The organism is Fulvivirga sp. AWR4_260, assembly GCF_056158185.1.
Genome location: NZ_JBSWSU010000015.1, coordinates 3,150,386 through 3,167,476, shown reverse-complemented (window position 1 = coordinate 3,167,476; position 17,091 = coordinate 3,150,386). Strand labels below are relative to the sequence as shown.

Sequence of the window (17,091 nt, the reverse complement as noted above, 5' to 3'; positions counted from 1 at the left end):
TATAGATTTTGATAATGAGCCACTTTCTGCTTTCAGAAGGTGGCTTTTTTATTTTTTTAATAATTCTTTTGCACGTCCCATCAGTTGCGCTAATTCTTGTTGGGCATCATTACTGAGGTGTTGTATTTTGTTCGCAATGAGTTCAGATGATTGAATATCTAACTTTTCATACTCACTCTTTCCTTTTTCTGTAAGGCTCAATAAATAAATCCTTTTGTCTTCCTGTGACTGCTTTTTTATGAGTAAACCTAACTTTAAAAGCTTTTTAATAACCCGGCTAAGGTATCCTTCATCTAAGCACAGTACCTGATTTATGGTGCTGGCGCTATCACATTCTTGTTGATATAGTAAGTTGAGTACATGGGCCTCAGTTAAAGAGTAGCCACTATTATGAATGGAGCTATTTAATAGCCCTATGGTTCTTACATAATGCCTATTAAAGTCTCTAATTCTGTCTATAACTTCCTGATTCATGCTTAAAATTAATGAATATACTTGCTTAAGGCAAATAATATTTATAAACTTGCTTTAGGCAAGTATGTAGTGAGTTAAACTTTTAAATTTTATGGTACAAATTATCAATTTCGAAGAGCAATATAAAGATGATTTTCGCAGGATTAATTATGAATGGATTACATCTATGTTCGAAGTTACTACCATGGACGAGCAGGCTTTTTCTGATCCTAAGAAGTATATTTTAGATAGAGGTGGATACATCTATTTGGCCCAAATTGGTAATGAAATTGTAGGTTCAGTAGCACTGGAGAGGCTTACAAAACATGAGTATGCACTAACTAGGATGGGGGTTAATCCTGCTTATCAAGGTCAGAAGATAGGGCAAAAACTAATGGATGCTGCACTGAAACAGAGCAAGTCACTTAAGGTGAGTAGTGTGGTTTTATACACTAACGAAAAGCTTGTTAATGCTTTAAATCTATACATTAAAAATGGGTTTAGATTTGTTCCATTAGATGAAGTTGCTTACAAAAGAGCTACTATTAAGATGGAGTTGAAATTCTGATATGGAGTTTTTTTAACTTACTTGTTTTTCTATAAACATTTAATTGCAAGAGTATTAATCCCTTAATTTTACTGATTCCAAAATGTGTAACGATTTCCGTTATATGGTATAGGCATCCTTTTTTTGATTTGTAATTAACTCATAATCAGCATTTTTTTTAGTGGCACTGTTTTTTATTTAAAAATTGGTGAACCAAAAAAAGCTGAAAATATGGGAAGAATCTTTACGTACATATTAATATGTTGCCTTATAATGGTTAGCCATGCCATTCGTGCGCAAGTCAACATATCATCCACACCCCAAGAGGAAGTAAGTGTGGGGGTCGAAAATGGCGCTTATCAGTTAAGTATAGAAAACTTATCTGGTAGTAACGCTACTAACTTGTCTATTCAAATAGATTTACCAGATGGAATCCTTTATGTTCCGGGTAGTTTGTCTGAAACAAGTGCCTTTTCGGTTACTGAAGAAAATATAACGGATCTCAATAACCCTATTTTTAGTGCACCATCTTTATCTAATGAAGCTACGTGTCAATTTGAGATTGCTTACCAAGGTAGTTGTGTAGCTGTAGATTATCAGTTAGAAGGTAATGTTTTTCGTAATGTAGTAACTGTACAATCATCTGTAGGAACTTTTAATCATACATCAGCAGCCTATAATATACTTTACCCTTCTCTCAGCATCATTGGTATTAGTCCTAAAAATAAAACATTGGCCAATCAAGATTCATTTGGTCGTAATATAACTATTGTCAATGGTGGAAATGGAGGTATATCAGAATTTCATATATCTGATCAGCATCCAGAAAAAATTGTAATAACAGCAGTAGATAAAGGAGAACTGTCAGATGGCAGCCTTATTCATTTGACAGGCGCAGACTTTACTTCTATAGGCAATCAAGATACCATCTTTGATAGTAATGAATCTATAGTTATTCAGCAGACTGTGTATGGCGAAACATGTTTGGATGAAACCTATACATCCACAATTGATGCCTATTGGGCTATGGCAGGAACCACATGTCAGTCATCCAGTACTTATGGAAATGTGTATGTTGATCACACTTCACCGGTTCTTCAGCAAGTAGCAACATCATCATTCGGAACATGTTATAGCTCTGAGGCTAGCCAACAAATATTAGAGTTAAAAAATACTACCGTGGCCAGCGCATTAAATGTAGCTATCGATATTTATAATTCTAGTGGAGATGGTTATGATCCTGATATTTACACTAAAATAGATGTTTCTAGCATTCAATATAAAATTGGTAATTCTGGTCAGCTTACTTCTATTTCTCCTACCAGTACTGAAGGAACTTCTTCAGGGGGGAATTATTCTTGTTTGGGGGGTAGTGCAGTCGGCAAAGTGAGTTTAAATATACCAGATGTACCAGGAAATGAGAGCATATTCATTTATTGGGAAACACAGCATTGTTGTATTAATTCATGCATAAATGCCCAGTTAGGGGGCTGGGGTAGCACTGTAGCATATACTGATGACTGTGACCAGCACTATAGTGATGATATCATAGGGCAAGAACCTGTATCAGCAAATATGAGTTTTTTTACAGAAACACCTGCTTACATCTCTAATGGCCAAAAAAAGACATTTACATTTTTAGTCTCAAGTCATGAAAATACTTACCCTACAGCAGATGGGGCTTATTATGAAGTGCATTTTAGCTTACCCGCAGGGTTTGTGTTTGAAAATTTGGAAGGCGATTTAGAATGGACAAGTAGCCCTGAAAACTGGGAGCCTACAAGTGTTAATTATGATGCAGTAACAGGGGATTTAATTGCAATATACCCAATGCCCTATGCTTTTGATTTAAATAAAACAGAGTTAAACCTCATGCTAAAGGCAGATTGTAGTAAACCAGGAGCTACTGCAGGAAGTAACAACATTTCTATGTCTGTTTTCTTTGTAGCAGATCCTTCTTGTAATGATGTCTGTAAAGTGTCTATGAGCTGTGATGAAACTGTTTCATCTATTCTTAATTGTCCTGAATCATGTACTGAAGGTTTGGCTTTTCAGAATTTTACCATAGAAAGAACAAGTTTTGGAGCACCCGATAATAACACTGATGGTCTGCCTGATACTAGTGGAAGTCTTGATATGAGTAAGGTGAAGAGCAATAGAGTAATGACTAATGACACTATTAAGTCCGTTTTTTATGGAGAGGTGAAAACATCAGTAGCCAACCCTTCTTGGGAATATGGTTACGCTAAATCTACCATACCACTAGGGGCATATTTAACCCCAATTTCGGCCGATATAAAAATATATGATGCTAGTGAAGCGCTTAATTTAACGGCAAGTAATATAGCTATAAACAAATCTACATCAGGGGAGCAGGGCATCTTTGACATGGATTTTAGTATAGCAACTTTAATAGCAAATGGAAATTCTAACCTTACTGGTTTTGAGTGGGAAAATGAAGATTTAATAGAGCTAACAGTTTATTACACTTTAAGCACCAATATAGGAGGCAAAATAGAGGAGGTAACGGTTAATAATGAATTTTATGTGAGTGATATAGCTAACCCTAGTAATGCTTCTAATAAATATCAATGTGGCGTATTTGATGAAAATATAACCTTTATAGGCTATTATTTTACTGTTAATAAAGGATCATATTCTTCCATCACCTCTTGTAGTGATTATATTACTCAATTGTTTTATCTAAGTATTGGTGATTGTTGCTCTAATTATAATGGAGGTAATCTTTTTCCGTATGAATATCGTAATTGGGCATGGATAAATGAAGCTGAGGTAACTATTCCTGCAGGTTATGAAGTGCTAGATATTAAGCTGGTACAGTGGAGAACAAAATCAACAAATACAAGTATAAAAGAGGTTGTCAATAACATATCGCCAGATACTGAAAACGGCAATGATTTATATTTCAATTTGGCTCAATATTATAGTTTTAATGGCGGAACACTTCAGCCTAGTGACGATGGTTTTAGTGGAAGATTATCGATAGAAATAGCTCCTACATGTGATGTTACAGCTGGAGTTTATATGGATATGCCATGGGCATTTAAGTTTCAAAGAGCAGATAGGCTAGAAGAAGGGGCTGTTACTGATTGGATAAATAATACACCCGATAAGGTTCAATTTGCGCCCGCATCTTTAAGGCTTACTCCTTTAAATCCAAAAGAAGATGGACTAGGTAAAACCGTAACTTGGACTGTAAACGTAGAGAATACCGCATCTAATGCTGGAGCCAGAAATGCTTGGATACATGCAAAATCACAAACAGGAAGCATACAAGTAATAGAGGTTACTGATGCCAATGGAGATGTAGTAATGCCATTAGTGGGAGATGTTTATCAGTTGGGAGAAATTAATGCAGGCAATACACGTACATTTAATATAACAGCTACATATGCCGCATGTAATATGGAGGGAATCGATCTCTATGCTGGGTATGAATGTTCGGGATACCCTGAGTTTTTTGCTGATTTCACATGTCCATATTCACAAACTTCATTAACGGTAGAGCCTAAACCAGCTCAATTTCAGGTACGCATAAAAGATGTTTTTGTTGGAGATGAGTGTTCTAATAACTTAGAAGTAGAAGTAGAGGTAAGAAGTGTGCAGTTAGCTATAGTAGATAGTATTAAAATAAATGTAACAAGACCGTCTAGCAATAGCATTGATTATACAAGTAATACTAGTGAGTTACAATATAACTTAAGTACGGCTTATAGGGCGGTAGATGATCCTGCATTTTCAAACAATACATACACCTATGAAGTGGTGTCTATGGATAATGGTATTGCAGAAGAAGGTTTGCCTGGCGTGTTGGATCTAAATAACAACACATTGAAATTGAAATTTAATTATGAGTTGGGCAATAACTTTAAAGCGGGAGATTATTTATTGGTAAATGTAGAAGGGCAAGCGGCATGCGGGCTTAAGCTACCAGATATCAATTTGGCAGTAGATCCAAGTATAAAATTTGAAAAAGATCAAAATTCAGGACTCTCTACCGGAGTTACAAATAGCTGGAGCGCAAGTTGGGGTGACTATGATAATGATGGATACGAAGATTTGTTTGTGCCTGAGTATGATGCAAGTAAAGCCAGTTATTTATATCATAATAATGGAGATGGAACTTTTACTGCTGTAAACACAGCCATAAGCTCAGATAAATATTCTGCAACCGCAGCCACTTGGGGAGATTATGATAATGATGGAGATTTAGATCTGTATGTAGCTACTAATGTTGGTGGGCCTGGTCTCCTTTATAAAAATTTAGGAGGAGGAGCTTTTGAAAAGGTAACTGTAGGAAGTATCGCTACAGATCATGGTTATGACCACAGTGCTAGTTGGGTAGATTACGATAATGACGGTTATTTAGATCTTTTTGTTCTTGATATAATACAGACTAATTTCAATAAGCTCTATCATAACAATGGAGATGGCACATTTACCAAAGTGGAGGGTGCTGCTATAGCAACGGCTATCTCTAGTTCCATTGGTGCCACATGGGCTGATTATGATAATGATGGAGACATGGACGTGTTTATTCCTAATAGAGATAGAGCCAATTTCCTTTTTAATAATGATGGAAATGGTAACTTCTCTAAAGTAGAACAAGGTATTATCGTATCAGAATCATTAGGCTCAGTAGGTAGTAGCTGGGGAGATTATGATAATGACGGAGATATGGACTTGTATGTGGCTAATGCCAGCTCTTCTTATAATGCACTGTACAATAATCAGGGAGATGGAACTTTTGTCAAAGTTACCACTGGGCCTATAGTTAACGATAAAGGTAATACCCACGGTAGTGCATGGACTGACTTTGATAATGATGGAGACCTCGATTTATATGTAACTAACGATGGTGGAGAAGGGAATTACCTATACATAAATAACGGAGATGGTACATTTGAAAAGCTTGAAAATGATGTGACGGAGTTAGATCAAAAGTCTTTTGGTGTAGCTGTGGCTGATTATGACAATGATGGAGATCAGGATATTTTTGTCGCTAACCGATCCAATGAGCCTAACCAATTGTACATCAATAGCCGAGGTAGATGTAATGAATCTATATGCTTTACACTTATAGGTACTAGGTCTAATAAAAATGGTATAGGAGCAAAGGTGAGAGTTAAAGCTAATATTTATGGTAATACAGTTTGGCAGATGAGAGAAATTTCAGCGCAGACTGGCGGAGGCGTAGGTTCGCAAAATTCAATGAAGGCATTCTTCGGCTTAGGAGATGCTACTCAAATAGATGAGGTAGTGGTAGAGTGGCCTTCAGGGGTAGTGCAGAAGTTGACAGGATTAAGTAACGGTACTTGCCATGAAATTATAGAAGAAGCAGGCAGCATGGTGTGTGGGGTAGTTTATTATGATGACAATGGTAATTGTATAAAGGATTTAGAAGAGGTTGGTATTCCGCATCAGAAAATATCCATTGTGTCTGCAGATAAAACATATGAGCTACAAACTGATGGAAATGGTAACTATCAATTGTATCTAGGCACTGGTTCGTATCAGGTTAATTATATAGCAGAAAATAATTGGTCTACCTGTAATAATTCAGGCTACTCCTTTACTGTAACAGGAGCCGAAGAAGATCATTGTGGTAAAAACTTTGGAGCTGCAACCACCTGTACTGATCCTGATTTAAGAATCACAGGAGGAACCACCGTATTACATAAGGGCTTTGAGAATACTTATATAGTTAACTATGAAAATATGGGAGTAGCATCTGCTGACAATGTGGATATTGATATTGTTTTCCCAGATGATGTAGAAGTACTATCGTCCGAAACTCCATGGGCAGGTGTGTCAGGCAATACTTACACATGGAATATACCAAGTCTAGGAGCCTTTAAGAGAGGAACATTAGCGATAGAAACTAAGACAGAGCTTAGTGCCACTATTGGAGATATGCTAAGTACTAACTTTAGTATTCAGGCTTTTAACGGAGAGTGTAATGCTGCTAATAGCACCTTTACAGATGTGAGTGAGGTGATGGGAGCGGTAGATCCTAATGATTTATGGGTTTCTGATAAGAAAATCAATAGATTAGATAGAGCTCTTACCTATTTAATTAGGTTTCAGAATGTAGGAAATTACCCTGCTACTTTTGTAAAGGTTACAGATGAGATCAGTCCTTTATTAGACTTAAGTTCGTTTGAGCTGATAAGTAGTAGTCATGAAATTAGTGAGTTAATAACGGATGGCAAGACTATTACATGGAGGTTTAATGATATCAACTTGCCAGATAGTACATCAAATGAAAAGGAGAGTCATGGTTTTATTAAGTTTAAAATAAACCCAGCATCAGATTTAATACATGCTGATACGATATTTAATCAAGTGAATATTATTTTTGATTACGAGGCTCCTATACTTACTAACAAGGTGCATACTGTTTACAATAACCCTAAAAAGCGTATTATAAATGTATATCCAAATCCATTTGTATCACAACATCACACTCATTTGAGGTTTGTGGGGGACATGGCTTATCCATATGATTTAACCATGTACAATAGCTTAGGAGTTAAGATATTAGAAGCGAAAGGTTTAGAGGAGTATACCATCAGCACTTCGCGAATGAATTTGGAAGCAGGAGTATATGTATATCAATTACATGATGTTTATGGAAATGTAATGACCACAGGAAGGTTAGTGGTGTATTAATAAGTAATTTAATTAGAGGTAAAAAAGCTATTGATGAACTCATCAATAGTTTTTTTTATATAAACTAATGAGGTTGAAACGGAGTGAAGAGTCGTGAATGGTTGGGAAGTATCCGTGTAATATGGAAAGGAAAAATAAAGGTGTTTAGAAGCCTTTTAGATTGTAGGTAAGTGTAAGATGGAGGTTATGTTCCCATTTTAGAGTTGATTAGTCTCAATATGGGATATAGGATGATGATAAAAAAGGCGATCATTTTTGTTTGATCGCCTTTTAGTTTTATGCTGCTGGAGGAGTTTTATGATGTACCAGCCAGAAGTCACATATATCTTGAATCAGTACTTTTATTTGACTAAAGCCGCCTGGTTTTGTTACATAAGCATTGGCACCAAATTGACTAGCCTTTGTTATATCGTCAGGGTTGTCTGATGAGGATAGCATTACTACAGGTATAGATTTATATAGCGTGTTATCCCTCAGCTCTCTAAGCATGGTAAAACCATCTTTTTCAGGTAGATCAATGTCAAGTAAAAATATTTTAGGAATGTCTATTTCTCCTTGGTTTAATGCATTTATTGCGTCATTAGCCAATGGATATATATTATATTGTAATCCTTTAGAAACATTCTTTAAAGCCTTTGATAAGAAGAAAGAGAAATCTTCATTATCTTCTACACATATGATATCCATATCAATTATTATCTAGTTTATTAAAAACTATTTTAAATACTGAGCCTTCACCAACCGTGCTTGTAAATGAAATAGTTCCTCCAAGTTTTAATGTTAATTTTTTAACAATACTTAAACCTACTCCAGATCCTTTGATCTCAGGGTTTTTGTTGGCCCTTTTGAATAAGCGAAATACATTGTTAAATTCTTTTTCCTCAATTCCTATACCATTATCCTCAACAGTGAATTCAACAGTGTCATCCGTTGTCAAAGCGTTGATGTTTATTAGGCATTCTCGGTCTTTACTACGATATTTTACAGAATTTTCTATCAAGTTGAAGAAAATTTGAAATAACATGGTGGCATTACCATAAAGTTCAAGACGGTCGTCAATATTGTTGGTAATGTTGCATGCTGTAGTTTTATTTTCCAGTTGAGAAATTATCCTTTCAATAATAGGAAATACTAATACCTTTTCTTTTTTAACATCTTCTCGCGTTGCTTTAGAGTAAGCCATTACTTCCGTGATCATATTTTGCATCAGTTCAGTATTACTCATAACCTTTTTCAAATATAAGTTTTCCTCTAAATTAATACCTTCATCTTCCACGTATAGTTCCAAGTAGGCATGGATATTATTTAATGGTGTTTTTAAGTCATGCGATAGGGTATAGCTAAATGTATTTAGTTCATCGTAGGCTAAACTTAATTTTTCATTGAGTCTTCGTATTTCATTATTTCTTTGTCTAAAATATGCCAAAACCCTTTCCTTGAGCATTTTCACTGCTTCAAGTTCATAGTCTTGCCACGATACCGAAGTTTTGGATACTACAGTCTCCCATTTTTCGAAAGATTTCCTGGGAGATAAGCTAACAGAGCCATCTTCTTCTTTTTTAACAATCTTTTCTGGCTTGCCTGCCCAAGTGACGTTTTCTATCTGCTCTGGCTTAAAGAAGATGATACATTCTTTAAGTTCTTTACTTATCTCCAAAAATATTAGACCACTGGCTTGCGCGCTATAGTTTGCTGCAGAAGGAAAAATCTGAGAAATATTAGTGGTGTGGTAAATGTCATTTTCTAAGTTGATAGAAAACAAATAGTCAATTAATTTCTTAATGTCATTTTCTGGAGGAGTTGTGCCTAAGCAGGTCATATTGCCACTTAAGTAAACAACAGCTCCTAGGCTGCTGGTTAACTGCGAAACGTTAGTAGCATGGTTGGTTAAGCCTGTTTTTAAATTCCAGTCTTCCTTTATTTGGGCATCAAGGGTATCAATGATTTTTTCACTTTCTTCACGCTTTATACTTAACTCTTTTTCTGTTTTTAGCTCTATTATATTAGATAAGTAGAGAGAAAGAATTTCGCTTGCTTTGCGCGTATTATAGTCTAATGGTTTGGGAGAGTAGTGATGACATGACACTAGCCCCCACAGTTTGCCATTGTGCATAAGCGAAATAGAAAAACTCGCTCCTACACCCATGTTTTTCAGGTATTCGATATGTATTGGAGAAACAGACCTGAGCTGGCAAAAACTTTGGTCTAGCTTATTGTTGCTTTTGCTAACTATGTTAATGGGAGGAGAGTGAACATCTGCTATATGTCTGGTTTTGTTCTTGGAATAAAGGATTCTTGCTTGTCTGGGAATGTCAGTAGCAGGAAAATGCAACCCTAAGAAAGACTCTAGGTTGTTATTTTTTGCTTCTGCAATTACTTCACCGCTCCAGTCATTATCAAATGAATATATCATGACCCTGTCCATTTGCAATAGTTCTTTAAGCTTAATAGCTGCTATTCCAAAAATATCATTGAGCGATCGTGCAGAGAGATTCAGGTGGATGAGTACATCTCCTAAATATGAGCTAATTTCTAATTCATGACCTTTGGAGTCTGCAGGCTCAAACTCCAAAATAATATAAGGAGAGGAGGAGTGCGTAATTAGATTATAAACATTGCCATTTATAAGGATGTTATAAGGGTTATATCCATCAAAGTTTTTGCTTCTAATTTGCGTGTTTAGCAGCTCTTGAAGTGTGCTTCCTTCTACGGTAGATGGTATTTGTTTATCTACCACAGAGATGGGCTCTCCCAATAAATTCCCTTTAAATAACTCATGAATATTTTCACTCATGTAGTGAATAGTATAATCAGAGGAGTGTATGCCTAACAAATAGCCATGGGATTGTATTGAGCCGATTAAGTGAATTTCTTCTTTGTCGCAATTGGTTAAATTTTCATTAACGAATTCATAATTGGTCATTTTTAGTGCTCAGGTCTATAGGTTAAAGTTTATCTAATTTTCAAATAAGTAAATATTTCTTTTGATAAGAAGCGATGTATGCAATATTTGGCATGTAAAAAGTTGCAATATAAATATTTTGTAAAGGCTTGTAAATCAAAAAAATACAAAAAGGTGTCTTTTTGAAGATAAACTTTCAACAGTATAGTGATTAAAATGTTTTGTGCTAATAGTTTTTTTTAGCTGAACCCAGTTTATTCTGCACAATGGTTTAGATTTGTTTATGCGCATTGCCTTATTTTTAAATAGAGACATCCACAGTACTGTTGCCTATAATTTGTTAAAAGGTGGATTGAAAAAGCATGAAGTTAGGGTGTTTTATTCGGCTACGGTTGGTAATGATACTTTAAAGCCTGAACCATTAAAACAACTGGAGTTTTATGAGAAAACATTCTTTTATAATGATGTAAGGAGCTCTATAAGTGAAGAAAATGACTTTGAATTTCTAGATGAAGATTCATCTTCTTTACCTACTCAAATTTGTAGTAATCCAAATTCTGAGGAATTTATATCTATGATGAAGGATTTTGCTCCAGACCTATTTATTTCTGTCCGTTTTGGCAAAATTTTCAAAGATAATATACTCAGTATACCTAGGTATGGCGTTTTTAACCTTCATTCTGGCATATTGCCTGCTTACAGGGGCATTTTGGGTACTTTACATGCATTAAAGCAACAGGAAAAAGAAATAGGCTGTACATTACATTTTATCCCAGATAGCGGTATTGATACTGGTGAGGTTATTGAGGTAGGCAGGGTTTCAGTACAAAAGGAAAGGTCTTTGTTTTGGCATATTGCACAGTTGTACCCGGTAGGCTGCAATATGATATTAAAGAATTTGAAGGCTTTAGACAGTGGCGGTGATGTAGCGTCTTATCCTCAAAACTTAAATGATGGAGCTTATTTTTCAGTGCCTAATGACCATGATTTTGAGCTGTTGGCACAAAGTAATATTGATACTATCACTAAAAAGGACTACTTAGATGTGCTTCATTCAGTGTTAAATATTCGACTGAACGAAAATTTTATACCACTGTAGTGGGTAAGTAGAACTCATTAATAGATTTAGAGCTCTTTTCTCAATAATAAATCAATTTGTACGTCTTCACCCATTACAAATGGATGTGATCCTATTTCCTGAAAACCTTTATTGATATAAAACGCTTGAGCTTTGTAGTTTTTTTCCCATACACCCAGGCATATGTATTTTTTTTCTTTGGCACGTGCTTGTTCAAGGGCAAATTTTAATAGAGCGTTACCTACTTTTTGACCTTGGAATTGGGGTAAAACATAAATACGTTGAAGTTCCGTGCCGTGACTATCTTGGAATTCAGTTTGGGCATCGTTATCATTGAGTTTTAAATATCCGGCTAGTTCATTGTTTATATAAGCAAAATAAAAGTGCGAGTCTGAGTTTTTGAGCTCTTTAGTAAGTTGTTCTAGGTTAAATGATTCTGATAAATAAGCATTCATATCAGCTTCAGAATTATACTCTTTAAATGTTTCAAAATAGGTTTTATGGCTAATGTCATACAGTTGATGTAAGTCGGCCGTATTTATTTTAGTGATATGGATGTTGTTCATTATTGGGCTTATATGAGTTAATAAGTATTGCTAAAATATTCTTTCTATGCTAAAACTCACTTTTATTGCGCTAAAAAAGAGGCATCCCAGTGAGATGCCTCCTATTGTTAAGATACTGGATAATGATTTATTCTATCAATATCTTTTGAGTGAAAACCTGAGAGGAAGTTTTTATTTTTAAGATATAAATTCCAGAATGAGCATTTGTTAAACTAATTGGTGTGTCAGCGGTTTGGATAACTTGTGATACGCATAACTTACCGGCAGCACTGTATACCATTATTTTTGCATCTTCATCATCAATTGCATTGAAATGTACATTTATGCTTTTACCTGACGAGGGGTTAGGGTAAATGTAAAAATCAGTTTCAATATTTTGAGCTGTTTTTCGAGCATGGTTAGGACTGACTTCAGTAAAGTACCATTTGGCACTCTGCCATTCCATATTTATGCTTCCATACTGCGCATAACCATTAAGCCCTTCTATATGTATATATTGGTTGTTTTGCCATTGATTTTTCATGCGTACAGATGCATCAGATGTGGTTTCAATACTCCATCTTGAGCTAGTCCACCCAAAAGGCCTATTAGTACACTCTACATCTCCAGTGAGGTTTTCTGCATGCATGTAGTCTCCCGTTTCGGCATTTTTAATTTCAAACCAATTGTCACCCAAATTTTCTAATGTCCAATAGTAAGAGGCATTGACAGGGCTGTTTCCATAACCAACTGAATTCCCTGCGTCATAGAGGTAAGTGTTTTGCCAAGCGTTTCTTATTGTTATTAAATTTTCAGGTAAGTCATCATCTTCTTTGTAGGAGAAAGTTACCTTATCAAGGTTGTAGTTACCTACATCAAAGAAAATGCGCATGGTTTGTTGACCAGCAGATAGTGCTACATCTGAAATGGTAACAGTGTCCCATGTTTGCCAGTCACCTGTGTATGGGCTTGTTATTAACCCAGTGATGTCTTCAGCGTCCATTTCAATATGTAATGAGCCATTAGTGTTAGGAGAGGCCATTAGCAGCTCAATATCGTATAGGCCTGACGAGCTCACTTGCACGGTGTATTCTACCCACTCGTTATTGGCTGTCCAGCCAATATTCAGGCCTCCATTAGTGGCCGCTTCTGTATCTACACTTTCGTTAATCCTGCCTAGTCCTCCATTATTGAGTGCATCACTATCGTGGTAAGCAACTCCCTCACCGCCATTGTCAAAGTGTTCTGCTTCGATAACCCCAGGAATAGTCGCTGGAGAGCCATTGTAAGGCGATTGTAATTCATTAGTAGGAGGGAAGTAAGGAGTAGGTCGCTCAGCAGTTAAGGCAATAGCACCACTAAGCATGCGCGCACCATCACCTGTAAGCCTTAAATAATAATCTGAAGATACTGCTACTCCATCTTCGTCCAAAGTGACAAAATTAGAGCCAGAGGGAACCTGAGATGTATTTTCAGCTGTCTTGGCTATTTGGTTACCTTCATTGTATTCGTCATACATAGAGATGTAAATGGCCTGAGCGCCAACTCTGGTCATGTTATAGAATTGTCTCCACATGAAGTTGCCATGCGCTCTTTGGCCCTCTTGAAGGTCGCCAGGCAAAACACAAGGCTGATAGGCCATACCGTTAGCATTACAAAAAGCCTGATCTTGTGTGTTTACGTTGGAGTAAAACCAATCGGAGCCTGCAGCATCACCTATTCTGCCCACCATCCATGGTGAAATCATATCAAACGCTTTGTAAACACTGATGAAGCCTGGGCGGCTATCTTGGTTCTCATTTCTCCAGTGTGTGGGCACACCGCCAATTACATAGCAACCTTGGTTTTTAAACCAATTGATTACATCTAAGCATTCAGCAGGCTGAAATGGCCTGCCATCGTCAGAAAATCCAAATCCCCATATGCATACTACAGGCTTATCGTCCTGATGAGCATATGCCGGAGAAGTGGTGTAAGCTTTCATTTTGTTTAAATAATCCGATTTAATTTCCGATTGCATGTTTAGCCAGTTTGTCACATCATACATGATGTAAAACTTAACACCATAATTTTCTGCAGCATCTTTTACTCTGGCAGTTACTACATCGCGTATTGGACCTTCACCACCAGTGGGATTAAAGCGCTGTAATGCAGCTGTGTGAATGTTGTTTTCCTGCATCCATTTGAAATGCGTGTTCACCGTTTGTGCATCGTAGTTAGAATACAGGGTAGCAGGAGACCCATTGCCGAGGTTTGGCCATGCTGTACTGTATCTATTGGTGTATTCACGCATATCAGGCCATGATTTAATGCCGTTGTTACTCGCAGAGGGGAGTTGCCCCCAGTTTTGAGTCCAGTGCCAATAGGCATTGATAGGAGACCCGTCATCACGAGCGGCAAACCAGCCTTGGTAGCCCACGGTAACTTGGCCTACTACATCGCCAGATTGGGCACGGAGGGCTCCAAAAACAAAGAGCAATGCTAATAGCATTGCTCCTCTTAATAAATTTTTAATACTTGTCATAGTTGGGTAATTGGGTTTATTAGAAATTTATTTGATTATTAATTTTCTCACGATTTTGTCTTCTTTAGTGTTAACTTTTAAAATATAAATACCTGGTTTAAAACCTTCTCTTGAGATTTCTAAGTCATTAGAAAGTTTAGTTTGTTTTACCATAGCACCTGATAAATCATAAATGCTGATAGTAGCCTGGTCATCGATATTTCCAGAGTAGTGGATTTTAATTGTTTCGGTGGTAACAGGGTTAGGGTATAGCATTAAAGCATCATTTTCATTGTTTAATGTGCTAGCAGCCAATTTACCATTTGTGCCTACTTTTGTGATTTTTATCCAGTTAAGGTTCCATCCTCCACTTTGAGCATAAATACCGAAGTTATGTACGCCCGATACAGAGATGTTTACCGTGTGGCTTATGGTAGACCATGTTTGCCATCCGCCAGTGGCGTTAACATCAACAGAGCCAAGTACAATAGTGCCGGCATCTAAATCTGCTGAAATTTTACCTCCTCCTGTTTCTGTAGCTACTCTATATTCAATTTTGTAAGTTCCAGTAGAAGGGAAGTCAATACCAGTAAATGCAAGCCAATCTCCAGTGTCAATATAGGCTACATTTTCGCCTCCTTCAGAGCAAGCTTCTTTTTCTACGCCAGACATTGAGCTGTAGCTCTCAGCTTCTATGGTCTTACTCCATGATGAGCCTCCCACAGGAATCAACTGCCATTGCCCACAAGTTTGACCATTGTCATCATATTGACTAATATTATCTCCAGGCTGTGTTCCTGCATTTACTACTTCCACAATTTTACCACTGTGCAATGCTCTAAGTTTGTAATAGCCATCACCAGCATTTTCTATTGTGAATTTTTGGTTATCGCCACCTACATATTCCCATTGGTGAACGTTGGCAAAATTTGCAGTGCTGATATCAGCTATGTCAATAGCTTTTCCTGTCTGCACATTAATTACAGAGTAAAGACCTGTAGAAATTTCGTTAAGAACAAACTGTTGGTTAGGATTTCCTGTTTGTGTCCATTGTAATATGTTAGTGTCGTTAGCTGGGTTACCGTTTTCGGCCACATCCATAACTAAGCCACTTTTTCTATTCTTTAAGAAATAAGTTCCGTTGAGGCCGCTTACACCACCTGATGGAGGGTTAGGGTTGTCAGTACCACCTTCTACTGCATCCATAGTAGCCACAGCTGCACTTACTTGTAATGCTACAAACTGGTTATAGGCTTGGTTGAGCTGAGCTTGTTTGCCACTATCACCAGCAAATTGTTTTCTTAGGTTATATAATCTAAGAATTTGCTGTAATTCATATTCTCCATAAGGAACTCCTAAAAAGTTTTGAAGAGTAGTTAAGAAACTAAAACCAAATTCTTGAGTAGGCTCGAATATAGTGCCCTCACCGAAATCATTCCAAGTGGCTAGTTGTAAAATATCTACCTGAGAACCATACTGATTTACCAATCCTAAAGTTTGACTTAGTGTGCTTGTACCATTGTAGGGGATATTGAAATAGCTAGCACCAGAACCACCTTCAGCATAAAAATCATGGAATCCTGGGTAGGCAACTCCCATTACTGTTTTTAAGTTGGGAGCACTATATTGGTAGAATTCTTCCATATGGCTGTAATAGTTGCCTAGGCTTTCATCTTCCCATATCCACACATATTCACCGTCAGAGTTGCTACCGCCATCACCAGATTCACCCCATAGAGGTAAAAATTCAACATCTTCACCAGCCACACCTAATATCTGTGACCAATCAGAAGGAGATTGGAAAGTAATAGGTCCGAATACGCCAACCAGCGGGTCATTTCCAGCGCCATGACGGAAATAATTGCTTCTATTGAAATAATTATCTCTAGCATAGCCGATGTTGGCTTGTACCTGTCCAATAGATGTTGAGAATCTATCTTCAAGGATAAGTCCAAACTTCAATCCTGCTTCGTCAGTTCTATCGATTAAGGCATTGGAGTTGTTTAATAAAGAACCAACATCAGGGTTGCTACCTTGCACACCGTACCAGTCTACTAGTACACCATCAATACCAGCATACTTCATTAGTAGTAAGTGATATTCTACCACATTAGGGTCGCTGCTTCCGTATGGTCCAATAAGAGGATAGTAATGAGAGGCTATTTGTCGTTTTCCATTTTCAATAATGTCTGGATTGCGGTTGGCCATAGTCCAGTGGTAGCCCCACCCGCCTCCATACTCAGGGGTGTCGAACCAAGGCATATAATGCATTAGTACAGGCTTGTTGTAAGATTTAGGCACTTGTGCAGGTTGTTGGGCAAATATATTACCCCATAGAACCCAGCACATAATTAAGGCAAAAAGGTTGCG

9 protein-coding genes are annotated in these 17,091 nt (G+C 37.0%); 3 read left to right on the top strand and 6 right to left on the bottom strand.

The window, feature by feature from the left end:
- Positions 1-48: 48 nt before the first annotated feature.
- The gene (locus tag ACXACQ_RS19610) at positions 49-474 is read right to left on the bottom strand and encodes a MarR family winged helix-turn-helix transcriptional regulator (protein WP_474977687.1); all 426 of its coding nucleotides are present in this window, start codon (positions 472-474) and stop codon (positions 49-51) included.
- A gap of 91 nt (positions 475-565) precedes the next feature.
- Between ACXACQ_RS19610 and ACXACQ_RS19605 the strand changes: the two genes are divergently transcribed.
- Positions 566-1,021 (top strand): GNAT family N-acetyltransferase, encoded by a 456-nt coding sequence (locus tag ACXACQ_RS19605; protein ID WP_474977686.1) that lies wholly within the window; start codon positions 566-568, stop codon positions 1,019-1,021.
- A gap of 210 nt (positions 1,022-1,231) precedes the next feature.
- Positions 1,232-7,693, top strand: a complete 6,462-nt coding sequence (locus ACXACQ_RS19600; protein ID WP_474977685.1) for a CRTAC1 family protein — start codon at positions 1,232-1,234, stop codon at positions 7,691-7,693.
- Between the two features lie 276 nt (positions 7,694-7,969).
- Here ACXACQ_RS19600 and ACXACQ_RS19595 read toward each other — a convergent pair whose 3' ends face one another.
- Positions 7,970-8,380, bottom strand: a complete 411-nt coding sequence (locus ACXACQ_RS19595) for a response regulator (RefSeq protein WP_474977684.1) — start codon at positions 8,378-8,380, stop codon at positions 7,970-7,972.
- A gap of 1 nt (position 8,381) precedes the next feature.
- Positions 8,382-10,616 (bottom strand): ATP-binding protein, encoded by a 2,235-nt coding sequence (locus ACXACQ_RS19590; RefSeq protein WP_474977683.1) that lies wholly within the window; start codon positions 10,614-10,616, stop codon positions 8,382-8,384.
- Between the two features lie 262 nt (positions 10,617-10,878).
- On the opposite strand from ACXACQ_RS19590, the gene ACXACQ_RS19585 reads away from it, so the two are divergent.
- The gene (locus ACXACQ_RS19585) at positions 10,879-11,694 is read left to right on the top strand and encodes a formyl transferase (protein ID WP_474977682.1); all 816 of its coding nucleotides are present in this window, start codon (positions 10,879-10,881) and stop codon (positions 11,692-11,694) included.
- Between the two features lie 26 nt (positions 11,695-11,720).
- Here the strand turns inward: ACXACQ_RS19585 and ACXACQ_RS19580 are convergent, their stop codons facing one another.
- The 3 genes from ACXACQ_RS19580 to ACXACQ_RS19570 form a co-directional block, all read right to left on the bottom strand.
- Positions 11,721-12,239 carry a GNAT family N-acetyltransferase gene (locus ACXACQ_RS19580; RefSeq protein WP_474977681.1) on the bottom strand — a complete coding sequence of 173 codons (519 nt, stop codon included), beginning with the start codon at positions 12,237-12,239 and terminating at the stop codon, positions 11,721-11,723.
- A gap of 127 nt (positions 12,240-12,366) precedes the next feature.
- The gene (locus tag ACXACQ_RS19575; RefSeq protein WP_474977680.1) at positions 12,367-14,742 is read right to left on the bottom strand and encodes a carbohydrate-binding protein; all 2,376 of its coding nucleotides are present in this window, start codon (positions 14,740-14,742) and stop codon (positions 12,367-12,369) included.
- A gap of 27 nt (positions 14,743-14,769) precedes the next feature.
- Positions 14,770-17,070: a carbohydrate-binding protein gene (locus ACXACQ_RS19570; protein WP_474977679.1), complete on the bottom strand. Its 2,301-nt coding sequence runs from the start codon at positions 17,068-17,070 to the stop codon at positions 14,770-14,772.
- Positions 17,071-17,091: the final 21 nt, after the last annotated feature.

Bases quoted from the DNA above. Each gene is read 5' to 3' on its own strand.
- ACXACQ_RS19610 (WP_474977687.1), bottom strand. From the start codon at position 474: ATGAATCAGGAAGTTATAGACAGAATTAGAGACTTTAATAGGCATTAT.
- ACXACQ_RS19605 (WP_474977686.1), top strand. From the start codon at position 566: ATGGTACAAATTATCAATTTCGAAGAGCAATATAAAGATGATTTTCGC.
- ACXACQ_RS19600 (WP_474977685.1), top strand. From the start codon at position 1,232: ATGGGAAGAATCTTTACGTACATATTAATATGTTGCCTTATAATGGTT.
- ACXACQ_RS19595 (WP_474977684.1), bottom strand. From the start codon at position 8,380: ATGGATATCATATGTGTAGAAGATAATGAAGATTTCTCTTTCTTCTTA.
- ACXACQ_RS19590 (WP_474977683.1), bottom strand. From the start codon at position 10,616: ATGACCAATTATGAATTCGTTAATGAAAATTTAACCAATTGCGACAAA.
- ACXACQ_RS19585 (WP_474977682.1), top strand. From the start codon at position 10,879: ATGCGCATTGCCTTATTTTTAAATAGAGACATCCACAGTACTGTTGCC.
- ACXACQ_RS19580 (WP_474977681.1), bottom strand. From the start codon at position 12,239: ATGAACAACATCCATATCACTAAAATAAATACGGCCGACTTACATCAA.
- ACXACQ_RS19575 (WP_474977680.1), bottom strand. From the start codon at position 14,742: ATGACAAGTATTAAAAATTTATTAAGAGGAGCAATGCTATTAGCATTG.
- ACXACQ_RS19570 (WP_474977679.1), bottom strand. From the start codon at position 17,070: ATGTGCTGGGTTCTATGGGGTAATATATTTGCCCAACAACCTGCACAA.